The sequence below is a fragment of the Segatella copri genome (assembly GCF_009494395.1).
Classification (GTDB): domain Bacteria; phylum Bacteroidota; class Bacteroidia; order Bacteroidales; family Bacteroidaceae; genus Prevotella.
On the sequence record NZ_VZCB01000075.1, the window covers coordinates 39105 to 59448 of the forward strand.

The 20344-nt window shown below is 48.2% G+C and carries 14 protein-coding genes and 1 pseudogene; 11 read left to right on the forward strand and 4 right to left on the reverse strand.

The window, feature by feature from the left end; translation table 11 throughout:
* The first annotated feature begins 145 nt into the window (after positions 1–145).
* From F7D73_RS08865 to F7D73_RS08880, 4 genes are read left to right on the forward strand one after another with little or no spacing between them, the layout of a single operon-like run.
* Positions 146–2542, forward strand: a complete 2397-nt coding sequence (locus F7D73_RS08865; protein WP_153123985.1) for a glycoside hydrolase family 3 N-terminal domain-containing protein — start codon at positions 146–148, stop codon at positions 2540–2542.
* An 18-nt stretch (positions 2543–2560) separates the two neighbouring features.
* Positions 2561–4885: a beta-glucosidase BglX gene (bglX, locus tag F7D73_RS08870; RefSeq protein WP_153123987.1), complete on the forward strand. Its 2325-nt coding sequence runs from the start codon at positions 2561–2563 to the stop codon at positions 4883–4885.
* A gap of 21 nt (positions 4886–4906) precedes the next feature.
* Positions 4907–6340, forward strand: a complete 1434-nt coding sequence (locus tag F7D73_RS08875) for a glycoside hydrolase family 5 protein (protein WP_153123989.1) — start codon at positions 4907–4909, stop codon at positions 6338–6340.
* On the forward strand, positions 6340–8844 hold the full coding sequence (locus tag F7D73_RS08880; protein WP_153123991.1) for a glycoside hydrolase family 3 N-terminal domain-containing protein: 2505 nt from the start codon (positions 6340–6342) through the stop codon (positions 8842–8844). The genes F7D73_RS08875 and F7D73_RS08880 overlap by 1 nt, the downstream gene beginning before the upstream one ends.
* 94 nt (positions 8845–8938) lie before the next feature.
* On the opposite strand, the gene F7D73_RS08885 is transcribed toward F7D73_RS08880, so the two are convergent.
* Positions 8939–9136, reverse strand: coding sequence for a hypothetical protein (locus tag F7D73_RS08885; protein ID WP_228117691.1), 198 nt, complete (start codon positions 9134–9136; stop codon positions 8939–8941).
* A gap of 457 nt (positions 9137–9593) precedes the next feature.
* On the opposite strand from F7D73_RS08885, the gene F7D73_RS16425 reads away from it, so the two are divergent.
* Positions 9594–9770, forward strand: coding sequence for a hypothetical protein (locus tag F7D73_RS16425; RefSeq protein WP_256624667.1), 177 nt, complete (start codon positions 9594–9596; stop codon positions 9768–9770).
* 238 nt (positions 9771–10008) lie between these two features.
* A complete protein-coding gene (locus tag F7D73_RS08895) occupies positions 10009–10938 on the forward strand; it encodes a glycosyltransferase family 2 protein (RefSeq protein ID WP_153123993.1) in 930 nt (309 codons plus the stop codon).
* Positions 10939–11040: 102 nt separating this feature from the next.
* On the opposite strand, the gene F7D73_RS08900 is transcribed toward F7D73_RS08895, so the two are convergent.
* Positions 11041–12747: an ArnT family glycosyltransferase gene (locus tag F7D73_RS08900; RefSeq protein WP_153123995.1), complete on the reverse strand. Its 1707-nt coding sequence runs from the start codon at positions 12745–12747 to the stop codon at positions 11041–11043.
* A gap of 279 nt (positions 12748–13026) precedes the next feature.
* On the opposite strand from F7D73_RS08900, the pseudogene F7D73_RS08905 reads away from it, so the two are divergent.
* The 5 genes and pseudogenes from F7D73_RS08905 to F7D73_RS08920 all read left to right on the forward strand — a co-directional run.
* A pseudogene (locus F7D73_RS08905) lies at positions 13027–13959 on the forward strand (LTA synthase family protein); the annotation flags it as partial.
* A gap of 20 nt (positions 13960–13979) precedes the next feature.
* Entirely contained in the window at positions 13980–14288 is a 309-nt protein-coding gene (locus F7D73_RS16210) for a hypothetical protein (protein WP_228117693.1), read from the forward strand.
* Between the two features lie 380 nt (positions 14289–14668).
* Entirely contained in the window at positions 14669–15823 is a 1155-nt protein-coding gene (locus tag F7D73_RS08910) for an AAA family ATPase (protein ID WP_153123997.1), read from the forward strand.
* Between the two features lie 49 nt (positions 15824–15872).
* Positions 15873–16640 (forward strand): lipopolysaccharide kinase InaA family protein, encoded by a 768-nt coding sequence (locus tag F7D73_RS08915; protein ID WP_153123999.1) that lies wholly within the window; start codon positions 15873–15875, stop codon positions 16638–16640.
* Positions 16641–16680: 40 nt separating this feature from the next.
* Complete coding sequence (locus F7D73_RS08920; protein WP_153124000.1) at positions 16681–17475, forward strand: glycosyltransferase family 2 protein; 795 nt, start codon at positions 16681–16683, stop codon at positions 17473–17475.
* A gap of 63 nt (positions 17476–17538) precedes the next feature.
* Here F7D73_RS08920 and F7D73_RS08925 read toward each other — a convergent pair whose 3' ends face one another.
* Entirely contained in the window at positions 17539–18585 is a 1047-nt protein-coding gene (locus F7D73_RS08925; protein ID WP_153124002.1) for a glycosyltransferase family 9 protein, read from the reverse strand.
* A gap of 106 nt (positions 18586–18691) precedes the next feature.
* Positions 18692–20257, reverse strand: a complete 1566-nt coding sequence (locus F7D73_RS08930) for a DUF6056 family protein (RefSeq protein WP_153124003.1) — start codon at positions 20255–20257, stop codon at positions 18692–18694.
* Between the last annotated feature and the right edge of the window lie 87 nt (positions 20258–20344).

Genomic DNA, 20344 nt, shown 5'->3' on the forward strand with positions numbered 1-20344 from the left:
TCTACTTTTGCGCATGGCAAGATGTTCTCAAAACTCTGATATTCAACGATTAGCGTTTATATGACTTTTACCTATCTATATTACCCGTGCGCATGACGCATATAAAATGTAGTAACTTTGCAGTCGGAAATTAAAAACAGAAGATATGAAGCAGAAAATCATGATAGCAGTGATGAGCACCATGCTGGCTGGATGTGGCATCGGTGGGCAGAAAGGAGAGTTTAAATTCCAGGCAAATGAGCAGCCGCTGGTGACAGAGGATGTCGCCCGGCGGGTGGATGCGCTCTACGAGAAGATGAGTCAGCCGGAGCGCATAGCTCAGTTGCACGGCATGAACGTAGCCGACCTGTTTACGGACGGAAGGCTGGACACCTTGAAATGTCGCCAGTTGATTCCCAATGGTGTGGGTCACTTCTGTCAATATGCCAGTCAGGAGAACAAGTCGGCCGACGAGGTGCGCGATATGATAGCACAAGCGCAGGAATGGCTCATCGGGAATACGCCCAACAAGATTCCTGCCCTCTGCCATGAGGAGGTGCTGACAGGCATTGCCACGAAGGGTGCCACCATCTATCCGCAGCAGATAGGACTGGCCGGTTCGTTCAACCCGGAACTGGCCGAGGTGAAGACACGTCAGACGGCAGCACAGCTGAGGAAGATTGGCGGACAACTGGCCCTCTCGCCGATGGTCGATGTTTGTCGCAATCCACACTTCAACCGTCTGGAGGAGTCGTATGGCGAGGACGGTTACCTGTCGGCTGCGATGGGGGTAGGCTTCGTTCGTGGACTCCAGTCAGAAGGTTTGCATGATGGTGTAGCCGCTTGCAGCAAGCATTTCCTGGGATATGGAGGCGGTTCGGAGAGCGGCGAGAAGGAGCTGATGGAGGAAATCCTATTACCCCACGAGGCAATGATCCGCGTGGCTGGCAGTAAGGTGGTGATGACGGGCTATCATCAGTTTCACGGCACTAACGCTGTAGCCAACCAGGAACTGATGCAGGACATCCTGCGTACATACATAGGTTTCGACGGCATTATGGTAAGCGATTACGGTTCGGTGAACCAACTGCCCGACATCGATACGCCCGTCGGCAGGGCTGCTGCGGCTCTGAATGCCGGCAACGACGTGGAGTTTCAGGCCGGCTACAACTATGCCTACTTGCAACAGGCTATCGACAGCGGACTCGTCAGTCAAGAGAACTTCGAGACAGCTGTAAAGCGCGTGCTCTCGCTGAAGGCCCGTACAGGTCTGCTGGATGAGCATCCGAAGCTCTATGCCGAGGGACACATAGAATTCGATTCGCCTGAAGAACGGCAAACAGCATACGAGATGGCGACGCAATCGGTCGTAATGCTCGAGAACAATGGTGCACTTCCACTGAAGAAGGGCCAGAAAATATTTCTCACTGGTCCTAATGCCCAATCGATGTATGCCATGCTGGGCGACTACACCTATCAGGCGATGTCGTACTTCTGGCGCCATCAGGAGGCTGACGACCAGCATCCCCGCATAGTGAACCTCTATGACGGGCTGAAGAACCGCCTGCCCGAAGGATTCGAGTTGAACTATGAGCGCGGCTGCGACTGGACAGAAGAGGTGGAAACGGTCATCGCCGAAGGTGGCGACGAGCGTGCCCGACAGTATCAGCAGTGGCAATTGGGCCGCAAGATTGACGGAAAAGAAGAAATCAATCGCCAGAAGGCACTGGAGATGGCCAAGGAGAGCGACATCATCATCGCTGCGATGGGCGAGAACCCAATGCTCTGTGGAGAGAATCGCGACCGCAAGCATCTGCGTCTGCCAGGCAGTCAGGAGCAGTATGTAGAAGAACTCATCGCTACTGGACGGCCCGTGGTGCTGGTGATGTTCGGCGGCAGAGCACAGGTCATCTCGAAGATTGCCGACCGCCTGGCCGCCATTATTCAGGCGTGGTATCCAGGCGAGGAAGGCGGCAATGCGCTGGCCGATATTCTCTATGGCAACATCTCGCCGTCGGGCAAACTCTCCGTGAGCTATCCTCGCGAGGAGATCAATGAGAATATCTGCTATAACTATCAGACAGAGCAGGACGGGCGCATCCAGTGGCCCTTCGGTTATGGTCTCAGCTATACATCTTTTGAATACGGCAATCTGAAGGCTGACACGAAGGTGGCTACCGATGCCCGTGCCATCCACCTGAGCTTCGACCTGAAGAACGTGGGCGAGTGTGAGGGGGCAGAAGTGGTGCAGCTCTATCTCTCGCCAGTAGAAGTTGCGGGGGATTTGCAATCTAAAGAGCACAGGCAATCCCCCGCTTTGAAGCCCATCCAGCTGCAGGGTTTTAAGCGGGTGAACCTGAGGGCGGGCGAACAGCAGACAGTCAGCTTCCTCATCTCGCCCCAGCAGTTCGGCTATTACGAGAACGGACATTGGAACATTGCTCCTGGCCGTTATCAACTGAAGGTGGCTGCCTCTTCGCAGGATATCCGCCTCACTGCCGACATCGAGTTGACAGGCGATAAGCAGGAGATGAAACTCCGCACCGTTTATTTCGCAGAATAACAAAAAAACAAGCAAGATATGAAAACAAAGAAACTATTGATGCTCGCCCTTGGTGCATGCCTCTTGGCAAGTTGTGGAAACAAGTCGGCTTCGGGCGACGGAAAGATGGACGCGTTCATCGGCGATCTGATGTCGCGGATGACGCTGACGGAGAAAGTTGGTCAGCTGAATCTGCTTGCGGTACCCTCGTTCGTGTCGGGCGACAGCTCTGACGATAACGATAGTCGCGAACAGCTCATCATCGACGGAAAGCTGGGTGCTATGTACGGCTCGTTCGTGGCCGAGGATCTGTTGGCTGCTCAGAAGCTGGCCGTAGAGAAGAGTCGTCTGGGCATTCCCCTGATGTTCGGCTATGATGTGATTCATGGTCTTCAAACCGTGCAACCCATCCCCCTGGGACTCTCCACTTCGTGGAACCCAGAACTCGTGGAGCGAGGTACGCGCATTGCTGCCATTGAGGCATCGGCCTCAGGCATCAATTGGGTGTATTCACCGATGGTGGATATCTGTCGCGATGCCCGTTGGGGACGCATTGCCGAGTGCTTCGGCGAGGATCCCTATCTGAGTGGAGAGATGGGACGGGCGATGGTGCGAGGATACCAGGGCGATGACCTGAGCGACTCCACCACCGTGATGGCCTGCGTGAAGCACTATGCGCTCTATGGCGCTGCCGAGGGCGGTCGCGACTATAACATCGTGAACATGAGTCGTCAGGAGGCACTCAACGGGTTCCTGCCGCCTTATCGTGAGTGTGCCTTCGAAGGTGCAGGGTCGTTTATGGCCTCATTCAATGATTTCGAGGGCATCCCATGTCACGTGAACCACTATTTCATGACCGAACTGCTGCGCGATACCTGGGGATTCAACGGATTTGTGACCTCCGACTATGAGGGCATCAACGAGTGCGTGAAGCACGGAATGGGCACCATCGAGGATGTGTCGGCTCGTGCCCTGCAGGCAGGTGTGGATATGGACTTGAACGGTCAGGCCTATATGGACAATCTGGAGAAGCTGGTTAAGGACGGCAAGGTGAAGGAGAAGGACATCGACGTGGCTTGTCGCCGCATCCTCGAAGCGAAGTATAAGCTCGGCCTCTTCCAGGATCCCTACCGCTATCTGAATATGGATCGCTATAAGGCAGACATCCGCACGAAGGAGGCTCAGCAGATGAGTCGTGAAATAGCGCAGGAGTGCCAGGTGCTGCTGAAGAACGAGGGCGACGTGCTGCCACTCAAGAAGAGTGCGAAGATTGCGCTCGTTGGCTATATCGCCACGTCGGGCAAGGAGATGCAGGGTTGCTGGGCGTTCTCGAGCTATGCCGACAGTTGCGTGACGTTCCTGCAGGGCATGCAAGAGGCTGTGGCTGGCGAGGGCGGCTCGGTGAGCTACGCCGAGGGTTGCTGGTTGCTCGAAGACGGGCAGCGCGAACAAGATCTTGTGAATCAGTATCTGGGTGCCTATAAGCCCGGTCAGAAGATAAAGCCCGTACACACCCGACAGCAGGCACAACTCATGGCGGAGGCCGTAGCGTTGGCTCGCCGTAGCGATGTCGTAGTGGCTGCACTCGGCGAACTGAACAATATGAACGGTGAGGGAACCTCTCGCTCTGACATCACCCTCGGACGCACGCAGATAGAACTACTGAAGGCGCTCAAGGCTACGGGCAAACCCGTGGTGCTGCTATTGAGTACAGGTCGTCCATTGGCACTCACCGATGCAGAACCCCTCTGCGACGCCATTCTCTGCACGTGGAACCTGGGCGATCAGGCTGGTCGTGCCGCTGCCGACGTGCTCTTTGGCGACGTGAATCCATCGGCTCGTCTCACCACCTCGTGGCCTCGCAACGTGGGTCAGTGTCCCATCTACTATAATCACAAGAACACGGGTCGCCCCCACGAGGACGGTAAACCTTATCAGCGCTTCAAGAGCAACTATCAGGACTGTTTGCACGGCCCGCTCTTCCCCTTTGGTCACGGATTGAGTTACACCACGTTCGAGTATAGTGACGTGACGCTCTCCAGCAATGAGAGCATGGCTGACGGCACTGTGAAAGCCTCGGTGACGGTGAAGAACACGGGGCAGCGCGACGGAAAGGAAGTGGTGCAGTTATATATTAAAGATGTGTATGCCACCTGCTCGCGCCCTGTGATGGAGCTGAAGGGCTTCCAGAAGATTTCGCTCAAGGCGGGCGAACAGAAGACCGTAGAGTTTGAAATCGGTCGCAAGCAGCTGGAGTATTACGACCATGCTCTGAAGCAGGTCGTAGAGCCAGGCGATTTCGAGATTATGATTGGTCATGATAGTCAGAACGTGAAGAAAGCAACACTTACTATTAAAAATTGAAGAATTGAAAATTGAAGTTTTATGAAGAAGATATTTTTTGCAATCCTTTCAGTAGTGCTGGTGTGCAGCTGTGTCCAGCAACTGAACGCTGAGCCGTCGTTCAGTGGCAAGTGGTATGCCCAGCAGTATGGCTGTCGTACGGTGGTGACCTTTAATGCAGACAGCACGCTCACCATCAAGAGTGAGGCCAATTCGAGTGCCAACATGACGGTGCCCTTCGTGGTTGCCGCTCAGACGGATTCCACGACTGGTGTGACCTCGAACACTCGCTACGACTTCGACCTAAAGATGTATATGGCCAATCAAGGTGTGGCCATCTTCGACGGAGCCGACCATCTGCAGATAGGTGTGGCCTTCGGTCCTAAGGAGTATGTAAGTCGTCCGGTGAAGCCTGAGGATGCCATCCAGAGCCAGGGAAGCCTCGTGCTCGACCTCTATCGCGACTCCACCAAGGTCACATCTGTACTTGATAAGAAAGTCGATGCCCCCGCCGAGGCCAAACTTGCCTTCGAGCGCAATAAGCGGTTGGGCAAGGGCGTGAATATGAACGGCTACGTGGATGCCAACCCTGACGACGGCAACGATGCCCCGATGACGGAGCAGGACTTCCGTGAGATTCGAGAGGCCGGTTTCGAGAGCGTCCGCATTCCTATCACCTGGGTGAAACATTGCGCCAAGGAGGCTCCCTACACCATTGATGCCGACTTCTTCAAGAAGATTGACTGGACCATCGAGCAGTGCTTCAAGAACGACCTGGCCGTATCCATCGACCTTCACTACTATCCCGCTATCAACATGCCTTACGATGACGAGGTGCTCTCGTGGGATGAGAACTTGGTGCGCTGCAAGTCGTTCTGGCAGCAGATTTCAGAGCACTACAAGGACTACTCGAATGACATGCTCTTCTTTGACCTGCTGAACGAGCCGAACACCAAGCTGGGTGCCGACGGCCTTAACAAACTCCACGCTGAACTCATCAGCATCATCCGCAAGACCAATCCTGACCGTACTCTCATCGTAGGAACACCCAATCTCGGACAGACTTGGACACTGGGCGAGCTCACCTTCCCAGAGGGCGAATGGAACATCATCGTGCAAGGTCACTACTATCTGCCCCATACCTTTACGCACCAGAACCTGAGCTACGTGCCGAGTGCTATGAGCGGCAAACAGGTAGAATGGCTTGGCACTGACGAGGAGAAGGCTTCCATTATCCGCGATCTCGACTTCTGCAAGCGATGGAACGAACAGACGGGACGCCCAGTGAACATCGGCGAATACGGTGTCTGTCTGAATGCCCCGCAGGAGAGCATCAACCGCTACCTGCAGTTCATGCAGCAGCAGTTCCGCGAGCGTGGTTTCAGCAACCACATCTGGGCCTATCGCGGTCTCTTCGGTGTCTATGATCTAAAGAATCGCAAGTGGAATCAAGAAACTCTCAATGCACTGAAGTAATGAAACGAACAGCAATAGCAATCATCCTCGCATCAACCGTTTTAGCAACATGGGCACAAAAGCCTGTGCTGCCAAGCGATGTTTCTATCGAGAAGAAGATTGAGCGGCAGCTCAGCCGCATGTCACTCGACGAGAAAATCGGTCAGATGGTAGAGTTGGAGATTGGGATGATAACCTTTCGCGACCCCCGATATTCAGCTGAAGCTCTTGCGGAAATGGATGAAGTCCAGTTGGCAGAAACAATCGAAAGATTCGGGTTGGATAAACTTTACCATGCATCGGAACTCGTCCTGAAAACATCTGAAGAGCGGAAGGACAAGGAAAAACTGATGCAGCTCTACTGGCTCTCGAATGACATCGCATCAAAACTTCCGTTCCGGGTTGATGAGACGGCACTCGACTCAGTAATTAACAAATACAAGGTGGGCTCTATCCTCAATGCTCCGCAAGTGACAGCTCAAACACCAGAGATGTGGAACTATGTGGTGAATACCATTCAGGACGGTTCCATACAAGGTATCGGCATTCCCAACATCTATGGTCTCGACCAGATGCATGGCACCACCTATACGGCTGGTGGTACGCTCTTCCCTGGCAACATCAATATGGCTGCCACGTTCAATCGAGACTTGGTGAGGAAGATGGGCGAGATTGTGGCCTATGAGACGCGTGCATGCAACGTGCCTTGGATATACGGCCCCGACATCGACCTCGGACGTATGCAGGCTTGGAGTCGACAGTATGAGGGTTTCGGCGAGGATGTCTATCTGACTTCTGAAATGGGGGCTGCAGCCCTGCGTGGTATGCAGGGTGATGACCCTAACCATATCGACCGTTATCATGTGGCTGGTTGTCTGAAGCACTATTTCGGATATGGTGCGCCTTATAATGGTCTTGATCGCTCACCTATCAGGTTAAGCTATGAGGAGCTGCGCGAGAAACAGTTTGCCCCTTTCCTCCGTGGTTTTCGTGAGGGCGCACTAAGCATCATGACCAATTCGGCCAACGTGAACGGAGTGAAGGGACTGTTGAATCGAGAGTACCTCACCGAGTGGTTGAAAGAGGGCCTACAGTGGGATGGAATGGTAGTGACCGACTGGGGCGATATTGACGGTGCCGTGAATTGTGACCATGTAGCACCAAACGTGAAGGAGGCCATCCGTATGGCCATCAACGCTGGTGTAGATATGATGATGGTTCCCTCACAGTTCAGCTATGGTCAGTTGCTGAAAGAACTGGTGCAGGAAGGACGCGTCTCGCAGAATCGCATCGATGACGCCGTACGGCGTATTCTCCGACTGAAATATCGTCTGGGACTCTTCGATCAGCCTAACACCTTCTCCAAAGACTATCCAAAGTTTGGCAGTGAGGAGTTTGCCGAGTATAGTCGGCAGGCTGCACTTGAGTCTATCGTCTTGTTGAAGAATGAACAGATGCTCCCCATCCAGAGAGGCAAGAAGATACTCGTTACAGGTCCCAATGCCAATAGCATGCGCACCTTGAATGGCGGATGGAGCTATACTTGGCAGGGCGATGGTGCAGACCGTGAGGAATTCACCGGCCGCTACAACACCATCTACAAGGCCTTGCAGCATCGCTTCGGACGAGAGAACGTACAACTCGTTGAAGGGGTCACCTACGATAAGGTGTTGTGGGCAAAGGATGATGCCAGCCACATCGATGATGCTGTCAAGGCTGCGAGAACAGCTGACTATATCGTGGTTTGTATCGGTGAGAACAGTTATGCTGAGACGCGAGGCAATATAGCAGACCTGAACCTCAGCCCTAACCAGAAACAACTTGTCCGTGAACTCTCCAAGACGGGAAAACCGTTGGTGATGGTGCTCAACGAGTCGCGCGGTCGCGTCATCAGCGACATCGAGCCAATGGCCCAGGCCGTTGTCCACACCATGTTGCCAGGCAACTATGGTGGCGATGCGCTGGCCCTGCTGTTGGCTGGCGATGAGAATTTCTCAGGGCGACTGCCTTACACTTATCCGGCCCAGACAAATGCTATGGTGAACTACGACTACAAGGCCAGTGAGGTACGGGAGACTATTCCTGGCGTCTATGACTACAACGCCAAGACCTACGAGCAGTGGTGGTTTGGCGCTGGCATGAGCTACACTACCTACGAATACAGCAATCTTCACGCAGACAAGACCGACTTCGACTGGACCGATGAACTGACTATCACCGTCGATGTAAAGAACACAGGCCGGATGGCAGGCAAGGAGGTAGTGATGCTCTACAGCTCCGACCTCTACGCCTCGATGATGCCCGACAATCGTCGCCTGCGTGGGTTTGAGAAAATCTCGCTCCAGCCAGGGGAAAGCAAGACCGTCACATTCCGTCTCCCAGCCAGAGAACTCTCATTTGTTGGTCAGGATGGCCGCTGGATGCTTGAAGAAGGAGACTTCCGCATCACCTGTGGCGACCAGACCCTTATGCTGAACTGCACTGATACCCACGTGTGGGAAGAAAAGAATATTCCTATTGATTAAAGTCTGTCTTTTTGGAATATATATTTAATCATCACGACAAAAAGACGACAAAATAACAAAAGAAGAGAAAGCTAGGTCGTCGAATTTCAACTACTTAGCTTTCTCTTCTGTCGGGATTGCAGATTCGCTCTATCGTATCATCGCTGATAGACTTACCCCATCGTCTTGGAGAAATCTGCATCACGTTGATGCCCCCTTCAAGAAAAGTCTTGAGGTCTCTTCTATCTTCGATTCTATCAATGAAATATTCGTTTTCTGCAATAGAACTATATTCGAATGGTATCTTGTTCATAAGCTTAAAGTCTTGATTCTCTGTAAAGTTACAAAATTATACCCAAAGGTATTATACCTTAGGGTATAATTAATGAAACTTTATGTTTTTCTCTCCATCATTATCTCTTTTTCAAGTGGACTCAGTAAAGTATTAAATAAGGGCTTTTTTCCTATCTCTTAAAAAAATACCACGGATAAATTCAATTTGTTCGTGTTTTAAAAATTGTCCCGTTTTCCCTTTTATAATATTGTGTGTAATCCGTTGATTAATAATGGTTTCTGTAAAAAAAGTTGCTGATTTTAAACAACTTTGTTTTAAACAACCTTGTTTAATTTGTTTTTTTTGCTATCTTTGCATAAGATTTGCTGCATAGTATTAAATAAGGTAGTAATTATGAGAAAAAGTAAAGAAGCTTCGTAGCGTATGGCAATTACAGAGCCATGTTTCTTACTGTCTTTATGGAAGCAAGAAACACATGATGGAACAGATGTTCCAGAATGACAGTTACTCATTCTATCGTTTTGGAGATTTCTTCTATCTGAACAAGATAAGCGAGAAAGACTGGGTGGAATATATCTGTCAGCGTTTCGAATCTACAGGCAAGCATATTTCGGAAGCCCTGGCTTGTAAAATCTGTCAGGTAACAGACTGATATTCCTCTTATGTACAGCAGTTGGCATGGTTTGTATGGTTGCGTGTACAAGATAATTCTGTAGTAACAGAAGAAGACTTAAAATCTGGGGTTTATCCTGCTTTCCCAGTCCTTCTTTGCAGGAATATGATGCAAGATAATGAAAAAACTGGCGTTTTATTTGTGTATGTAAGAAAATCGGGGTATTTTTGCAAAAGAGTAAAGTATCTCTGTGCTAACGAAGAAAACAAGAGAAGTGATGAAGATATTAATAGTTATTCCTTGTTATAACGAGGAAGCCGTGTTGCCTAAGACCTTAGAGGTGCTCGGCAATCTTATACAGACAATAAAAGTAAAGACAGACGCCGACACGGAGTTGCTCCTTGTCGACGACGGTAGCCGTGACCGTACCTGGCAGATGATTTCGGATGCTGCCAAGCAACAACATTATGTACACGGCATCAAGTTATCCCATAATCGTGGACACCAGAATGCCCTTTGGGCTGGTATGGAGGCTGCGATAGATCATTGTGATGCAATGGTTAGTATTGATGCCGACCTGCAGGACGACGAGAATGTGATAGTGGATATGGTGCGTCAGGTACAGGAAGGAAAGGATATTATCTATGGTGTAAGAAAGGAACGTAAGACCGATACGTTCTTCAAGCGATTCACAGCTCTTGCCTTCTATAAACTGATGCAGAGTGTGGACAAGGATACGGTGCAGAATCATGCTGACTTCCGAATGATGACCAACCGTACCCTCAAGGCATTGATGCAATATCCTGAGCGCAACCTCTTCCTCAGGGCCATCGTCCGACAGTTGGGTTTCCGTGAGGGATTCGTCTATTACAACCGCAAGGCACGCGAGGCAGGCGAGAGCAAGTATCCGCTTACCAAGATGCTGAGTTTCAGTATCGATGGCATCACTTCGTTCTCCGTGGCACCATTGAAGTTTATCACTTTCCTGGGTCTGGCGATGACTCTGGTGGCAATCATCATGATTATCTTTGCCTTGGTGGAGCATTTCCAGGGCAAGACCATCCAGGGCTGGACTTCCATGCTCGTTTCCATGTGGTTTATCGGTGGCATCATCACCACGGGTGTAGGCATCACAGGTGTCTATATCGGCAAGATTTATACCGAGGTGAAGCGCCGCCCTCGATACTTTATCGAAGAAAGAGTATAATCTTATAGAAGAAAGAAAATAAGAAGACTATAAATTTGATAGATACAAAAATAGCATCGGGTTGATGAATCCCGATGCTATTTTTTTGTATCTGATTATTGATTATTTCTTCTGTGCGATGTTGGCACTTGTCTTTACAAACTGATAGAAGCCTACCGGATGGTGCCATTCTACGAGCCTCCTTACTTCCCAAACCTTCTGGAAGGTATAGTCCTTGCCGAATTTCTCTTTGAAGTCTGGCATGTCTTCCTCCGGAATCATCAGCACGCCATCCTGTGGCAGCACCTTGTCAAACTGCTGGATCTTATCGCCCAGATAGAAGTTGAGGCTGAAGAAATGCAGCATATCTACTGACATATAAGAGTAGAGCTTGCTGGTATCAAACTTCTTTTCGATAACCGGCGCCAGATGCTTGTCTGCCTTCGTGTTGAGCACGGCAGGCTGCAGGGTGGAGTCGAGTGTGATGAAAATTGCGATAATCATCACCAATGTATATTTCATCATTTGGCTTGTCTCTTTTTTCTTGAGTGCCTTGAATATATGATAAGCCCCTATTATAAGAAACATATAGCATACGTAGAATAGGATACCATGAGTAGATTCCCCTATTGCATGGAGCATGGCGATGTTGTCGGCAGCATGCTTGCCATGGAAAATGGTATCTGGTATGCCACCTGCTCGTATAACAAGCGTAGCAATCACAAGGATAACTGCCAGCGAGGCAATCACGCCGGCATATACCTTGATGGCTCCCATCTTCTCCTTCATCATCCAAACGATGTATTCGGCGATGAGATAAGCCATGAACGGATAGCATGGCAGCAGATAGACGCTGCGCTTGCTCTTTGGGATGCAGTAGAAGAAAAGCACCAGGAGGAAGGCGAGCCAGGTGAACACCTGCAGCGGAGTAGCCTTCTTCGCATTCTCCAGGAACCGGGTCTTTGAGAACTTCTTCCATGGCAGGATGAAGAGTGAGAACAGTAATAATAAGGTATAAGGCAACCAGCCCGTAATGAGAGTGAGCAGGTTATACCATGCCGGGTTCTCATGCGATTCGTATGCCATCTTGCCCATGAAACGGTCGATGTTCTCTTCCTTCACCAGACGCAGGAACTCGTCGCCGCCTTGCAGATAGGCTGCATAGTACCAGCAGAATGGGATAATGAGCGAGAGGAGGGCGGTTAGCGCCATGCGCCATACGATGCCCCAGAAGTTCTCCCGTTGGGTAAGCATGAATACACCCATCACGAAGCATGGCAGGATGATGCCCACAGGACCCTTGGTCAGCGTGGCACCGCTCATGCAGAGGATGGCAAGCCAAGGTAGCTGGTGCTTTCCTTTCTCCCACCAGCGATAGAGCAGATACATGGCTCCCACCATGAAGGCGGTGTTCACCATATCCACACGACAGTTGATTCCTGCACGGTGCACTTCAAAAGCGGTAAGTGTGAGGATGGCTGCGATGAGGCTGATCTGGGTATTCTTGCGCTTGGTATAGAACACGAAGCCGCCGATGGTCATCAATACCAGCGATACTGCGGATGGCAGACGGGAGGTGAACTCGTTTACGTGGCCGATGAAAAGGCTGAAGAAAGCGATGCACCAGTGGAAGAAAGGTGGCTTGTAAGGGATGTCGCCTCCATTGTTGATAGGCAATATCCAGTTGCCATGTTCCAGCATGGTGTAGGCAACTACTGCCTCGCGAGGTTCTCCCTTGGTATTGAAATCAGAGAGTCCGAGGAATGGAATCAGCATCACGATGGCTAGAATAGTGATAAGCCACAGGGCTTTGTTGTACTTGATGTTCATGTCTTATCGAAGTCTTATAATGTTATTTTGTCTGCAAAGTTACATATAATTATTTGTTTATAGACAGAATAAGGTGGGAAATTTTGCTTTTATTGGGATATAATTATTAACTTTGCACCCGATTTCTAAAGTAGAATAAAGATGAAACGATATTTTAAGGCTTTGGGTTATCTCCTTTCGGTGCATGTATTGGCATTGCTGGTGATGACTCTGTTCAGATTGGTGGAATTCATCGCCCTGCATGGCATGATAGTGGATGCAGGGGCGAGTAGGGTGATGGCGTTTGTCAAGGGTGTATGGTTTGACAATGTCATCGCTTGTTATATTTCGGTATTGCCTGTGGCTGTGCTCTTGATAGCAGCGAGTCTGGGATGGTGTCATCGCCGTTTGCTGCGTGGCATCAACATCTGGTATGCGGCATGGTTTGCCATCGCCTTCATGCCTTCTGCAGCCAATACCCCTTATTTCCAGTATTTCTTCAAGAACATCAATTCCAGCATCTTCGGATGGTTCGGCTATGTTGCTACCACATCGGGCATGCTCTTGCAGGAATCTTCCTATTGGCTCTATATCGCCCTCTATTTTGTGTTCACGGGGGCGTTTATCTATGCGCTTGTCCGTCTGCGCCGCTACTTCGAGGGGCTTTTCCTGTTGCCAAAGGACAATATGCACCTAGTGCTGGTGGCAAGTCGTTTCCTTATTTCTGCGGTGATGATAGGCGCCTGCCTCTTCGGCATCCGTGGCAGAATGGGCTATAACCCTATCAAGGTGAGCCAGGCTTATTATTGCGAGGATTCCTTCCTCAACCAGCTTGGCATCAATCCTGCCTTCAATCTCCTTACTTCGGCGCTCGACGATATGCGCAAGGAGAACAAGGAACTGCATCTCATGCCGTACGCTGGGGCTATCACGAATACCCGCCAGTGGCTCGGTATTACGGGAAAGGTGGATAGCACGAATATTCTGAAGCGTGAGGTGGTGAATGATTCTCTGTTGATGAAGAAGAATCATCCTAACGTGGTGGTGATATTGATGGAGTCTATGTCGGCAAACCTGCTGGGTACTTTCGGCAATCAGCAGCCGCTCACCCCAACGCTCGATTCGCTCTATCATCATTCCCTGGCGTTCACCCATTTCTATAGTGCCGGCATCCATACCAACCATGGCATGACGGCTACGCTCTACAGTTTCCCTGCCCTCATGTTCCGCAGCAGCAGTATGCGGGCTTGGGCATGCAGGTGGATGTGATGCCTACGCTTTTCGGCTTGATGAATCTGAATTATGAGTACGAGGGCTTCGGCGTGGATCTGCTGAAGCAGCAGCGCCCGATGGTATTCTATTCGGCAGATAACCAGATTGTGGCAAGAGATCATCAGCGTTGCTTCGTCTATAATCCGTCGATGAACCGCAGTTTCTGCTATGATGTGTTGCCGAATGGCAATCTGAAGGAAACGAAGCAGGAATCAAAGTTCCAGGATTTGAAGAACTATGTCTTCTCGAATATCCAGGCAGCAGAGTATATTGAGCGACATCAGAAATAAAAAAACGAGATTATCAGAAACAGTAATCCTCCACCACGCTTTGGTTGCGTGATGGGGGATTGACTGTTTATATAGTTTTTCTATTCTTCAGGGACTTGAAGTTTTATTCTCTGCAAAGTTACAAAATTATACCCAAAGGTATTATACCCTAGGGTATAATTTATGAAACTATATTTTTATCAGACGAAGAATCGCTGTTTCTGCAAAAAAAAGATGGTTTTAAACAACTTTGTTTAAAACAACCTTGTTTAATTTGTTTTTTTTGGCTATCTTTGCAGAAGAAAAGCTGCACTCGGCAATTTGAAAGCAAGCTTTCATTGCGCTCGTTTGCAATTTCTTTGCAGAAGAAAAGCTGTATAGTATAAAATAAGGTAGTAATTATGAGAAAAAGTAAAGAAGCTCCGTTTGTGTTCGGTGTTCGTGTGGAGGGAGATTCCTTTACCGACCGTAGAGAGGAAACAGAACGCCTGAAGGCGAACTTTACGTATGGAGTGAATACGATATTGATTTCGCCTCGTCGTATGGGTAAGACTTCATTGGTGGATAAGGTGTGTTCGCTTGTAGAGTGCGAAGACATCAGGATAGCTCGTATAGATGCCTTTGGCTGTCGCTCTGAGAATGATTTTATCAATGCTTTTGCCACAGCTGTGGTTCGGGCTACTTCTTCAAAATGGGAAGAATGGATGGAGAATGCCAAGGTGTTCTTGAGCTGTTTCGTTCCGAAAATCAGTATAGGACAAGATCCTTTGACTGATTTCTCTTTGACTTTGGAGTATAATGCAGGTAACAATACAACAGAAGAGGTTTTGAGGCTTCCGGAAATGATAGCTCGGTCTAAAGGTTGTCATATCGTAGTCTGCATCGATGAATTTCAGCAGATAGGCGATTTCCCTGATTCATTGACCTTCCAGAAGAAGCTCCGTAGCGTATGGCAATTACAGAGCCATGTATCTTACTGCCTTTATGGAAGCAAGAAGCACATGATGGAACAGATGTTCCAGAATGCCAGTTACCCATTCTATCGCTTTGGAGATTTCTTCTATCTGAACAAGATAAGCGAGAAAGACTGGGTGGAGTATATCTGTCAGCGTTTCGAATCTACCGGCAAGCATATCTCGGAAGAACTGGCTCGAGAAATCTGTCAGGTAACAGATAGGTATTCTTCTTATGTACAGCAGTTGGCATGGTTTGTATGGTTGCGTGTACAGGATGATTCTGCAGCTACAGAAGAGGACTTGAAATATGGAATAGACAGGTTGCTGGATGCCTGTGAGCCTTTGTTTATTCAGCAGACCGAAGACCTTTCTGCCTATCAGATGAATTTCCTGCATGCCATTATCAATGGAGTACATACTGGTTTCACCCAGACGGCAATATTGGAAACTTATCGCCTGGGTACTGCCGCCAATGTAACCCGCCTTAAGAAATCCTTGATGGTAAAAGATCTGATTACGATTCCTGTTCCTAAGCATCTGGAAATGAGTGACCCCATCTTGGCGTTGTGGCTCAAGAGAAGAGTGTGGAAGGAATCATAAATGTACCCAAGTATCTTGGACAATGATAATATAAAAGTATAGAAAACAAATGAAGATAAAGATAAATCCAAAATATGAAGAGATGAGAAGTTTCATCGAGCGCATCCCGGATGTGTTCGAGCAGGAGGGACGTTGCATCTTTCAGGGACGGAATGTAATCAAGGCTTTTATTGTGAAGTTTGATGGAAAAGACAAGGAAGTGGTGGTGAAAAGATACAAGCGCCCTAACTTCGTTCAGAAGATAGGATATAGTTTCTTCCGCTCTACCAAGGCTTGCCGGGCTTATGAGAATGCTGTCAAACTGCAGGAGGATGGATTTGCTACCCCTGAAGGCTTTGGATATGTTGAGACAAGAGTGAATGGACTTATCGACTATTGCTATTTTATCTCTGATGTAGATAACAGTTTGCCTATTACGGGGCAGTTGAACGATCCGAAGGAATTCAACAAGGTTATGGCTGGTGATTTTGCCCGCTTTGTGAATCGCCTGCATCAGAAAGGTATCATCGATATCGACCTGAACAGTGGTAATGTACTGTATCAGCCTCAGGCTGATGGCCATTATACCTTCTCTCTTATCGACATCAACCGCATGAAGTTTTACACTGGTTATCCACCGATGAAGGAATGTGTGGAAAACTTGACGAGATTCACCGGCAGAATGGATGTCTTTGAGCTTGTAGCCCGTGAATATGTCAAGGCAAGAGGAATGGAAGAGTCTCAGGTTCAGTACTTTATGAATGGTAAGGCAGAACATGACAGACGATGGATACGTCGAAAGAGTTTTACCCATAAGTTTAGAAAACATGAAGGGTAAGTTATTAACAACTATTTATCGATAAATATTTATAAGGAATATGAGTAATCAGGAATATATTCATCAGGCAGAGCACAGAATCTCTGTTGTTATCAATACTTATAATGCATCGCAGCATTTGGCTGAAGTTTTGGAAACCGTAAAAGACTTCGATGAGGTAGTGATCTGCGATATGGAGAGTACGGATAATACATTGGATATTGCCCGTAAATATGGTTGCAAGATCGTTATCTTCCCAAGAGGCAATTATCAGATTTGTGAACCGGCAAGGCAGACAGCCATAGATGCTGCTTCCTGCAAGTGGGTATTGGTGGTTGATGCCGACGAACTGGTAACCCCTGAACTGAAGCAATATCTTTATTCCCTGATAGGGAAGGAGGATGCTCCACAGGGTTTGTATGTTCCACGCAAGAGTCGCTTTATGGGAAGATTCATGCATTGTTTCTATCCTGATTACCAGTTGCGTTTCTTTATCAGGAAGGATACCGTATGGCCAGCCATCATTCATGCCGATCCTGTTATCAAGGGCAGGATAGAAAAGATACCAGCGGCTCATGCTGATATGGCACTTGTTCATCTGGCAGATGACAGTATCGCCAGCAGGATGGGAAAGATCAACCAGTATACAGCGAATGAAATAGAAAAGAAGAAAGACCGCAATTATGGAATGGCAGCCTTGTTCTATCGTCCGTTTGTGCGTTTCTTCCGTGCTTATATACAGAAGGGTGGATTCCGGGATGGTAAGGAAGGATTTATCTGTGCCTGCTATGAAGGAATCTATCAGTTTGTTGCTGTCAGCAAGATTATAGAGGATCGTATGAAAAAACGGAAATAGTTCGTGGCAGTTCATTCTGCTACGAACTGTTTCTGTAGAATTTGGTAGAGTTATCTATACCTTTTATAATATGTGGCATCTTTTGATGAAGTCAGACCAGCGATTCCAAACCTCTTCTTTTGTGATGAGAGCATATTTTGCCAATCTGTCAAGTGCTTCAGTATTGGAGTCCTGGTTTGGTATGTCTGTATAGGCGATACCATCAGCTGGAACATCGTTTTGTGGCAGCCAGGTCTTCTTGTTGGTTGTAGGAGCAACGATGACGAATGATGGTTTTCCGCAGGCGTGCACAATGTGTCTTCCGCCGCCTTCATTTCCAAAGTACAAGGTGATGCGGTTGGAAAGTGCCACAAGCTCTCGCTGGCTCTTTGCTGCAATATCAATATGTACCTGCTGAGGCTTCCCCATTTTCTCATAAATGCGGTAAGCGTTTTCCTTTTCCTTGCCTGGGGCGTAATTGAAGATGATCTGTACCTGAGGATAGGCTTTGATGAATTGCTGGATAGTCCACGCCATTCGGTCTTCATTCCATGTCTTGTAATCTAACTTGGCTGTAACACCTGCCAGGAGAATGGGTTTGGCAAGGTCGATGCCTTGTGACTGAAGATACTGGTCGTAAGCTTTTTGTTCTTCTTCTGTAATATAAAGAGAGAAATGCTCATCTCGTATCAGTTTACCTTCTTTCTCCAAAGGTTTGAGCATAGACAGATTGAATTCTATCATACTTCTGCCGGCACAACTGCGTTCTATCAGATGGTTGAATGCCAGCTTACAATAGCCTTTGTTCAATCCTATGCGGTATGGAGTGGAAGGAGAGAAAAGGGCGAAAAGCATCGTGTTCATGGTACTTCTCATGTCGATGATGACATCGTAATGGGTGGAATGTACCACATGCCATACTTTCCTGATGTATTTAAAGCTATGTCGCTCTTCGTCTGTAAATGGGATTAATCTGTTGATAGAGGGATGACCTTCAAACAATGGACAGATTTTGTCATTCAGTACAAAGTCTATACTGCAATCCGGGAAACTCTTTTTTAAGGAGTTGAGTACCACGGTGGTGAGTATGGCATCGCCCATCTGCCTGAATCTAACTACTAGTATCTTCATTTTATCTTATATAAATTTTGGTGCAAAAGTAAGTAAAAAAAAGAAAGATACCAAATATTTCATCTAATATCTTTCTTTTTCCATTTACTTATTTGCTGTCTGTTTTTTATTTTCCTTCGATAAAGGTCATTCCGCCTGGTCCTACTTCCTCCCGGCAGCGTTCCAGGAGCTGGGCTGGTGATTCGTCGGCATCATCGAAAGGCAATGCTACTACCGTTTTCTTGTCATAATAGTTTGCCATACCTCGGTTAATCCAGTAACCTGGATAGATGGTGATGTCGTGGAATGCATCGGATGGCATCTTTACGGTGAGTGGATTCAGAACCAGATGGTCTGCCTTGCTTTTCTTTACGGCAATTTCACGCTGCTGCATCTGTTGGTCAAACTTCTGCGCGGTTCCCTTACGCAGCAGGGTGAGCGTTCTGTTGGTAGTAGTTGGCTTGGCAGAGATAGACAGTACCAATACCAGCCAGTAGTATACCGGTGTCCACTTGAAGTATCTATCGTATTTCTGTTTGATGGCGTCAATCAGGTTCATCATGGCAACGCTTACCAGTTCCTGAGTAGCCGCTCTGCGCTGGAGGGCACCTGAGAGATAGAAGATATTGAAGCAGAACATCCACAGATGCACATAGAAGTATACATTCTGTACTCTGTCAGCTCCTCTGGATCCCATGGCATAGCTGTTTGGGAAAAAGAAGGCGCTGTAGAGCAGGAAAGAGATGAGCAGATAAAGCCATGGATGAGAAAACTTGAAACGGGATGCTTTGGCTAATCTTGCCAGGAATGGAATGAGAATGGTAAACATGAGTACCTCCATGATTCCAATGGCATCAGCAAGAAATTCCACGCTCTTTCCTATCGCCATAAAGAAGGCAGCAACCACATTCGGCTGATCGGTGACAGTGGCTTGGCGGACTGCATTGCCTGGTGCAAATACGCTGAAAGCAAAGGCGCAGGCATAAATCATAAGGATAGAAATCAGGAAGAAAGGAGTCTTCTTCCTCTCCACCCACATCCATACGATAGCCATAAAGAGAATGGCAGGCATACCCAGACCGGTAACAAAGTTGCCGCCGGCTATGAATATGGCGAGTGCTGCGGAAACCAACGTGATGATGATTTTCGCCATGATGGATTTCGTAAGATGGAATTCGATGAGCAGGGAGGCTAGAAACAGCGAAAGACTATAATATAAGGTATAGTACATCGCTCCGTTATACCAGAAGAATGCATCGTAGAACGACCATACGAACTGTACGGTCATCAATACGAACAGCGTAGAAACGAAAGCGTACTCCAGGTTGCTGATATGTAGCAACCTGCGTAATACTGTATAACCCAGGGTATAGGTGGAAAGAACCAAACCTCCCAATAGAATAATAGGTACAAGCCAGTATTTGCCAAAGATGCCCGGTTGCAATGCCATCAGGAAACATGCTGAGTAAGTACCCTGCCATGTTTGGTAGATATGCATGGATTCATCCCATGCAGCCTGAATGCATGCTCCTAATGAATGGGTGGCGGTCCAAGCCTTGTAGACTGGAGCTCCGAATACATAGTCATCCGCAAACTGATGTAGGTAAGGACCTATTGCCAAGATAGGGATGATAGATAAGATTAGAATACAAATAGCCAATATCGTCTGGCTTTTCAACAATTTCTGATTCATCGTGTTGTTTTTTACTTATTTCTTTCTTTTTACATAGATAATAACAGAGAATCTTGTGTCTTCTTGCACAAACAGTTGTTAAATTAT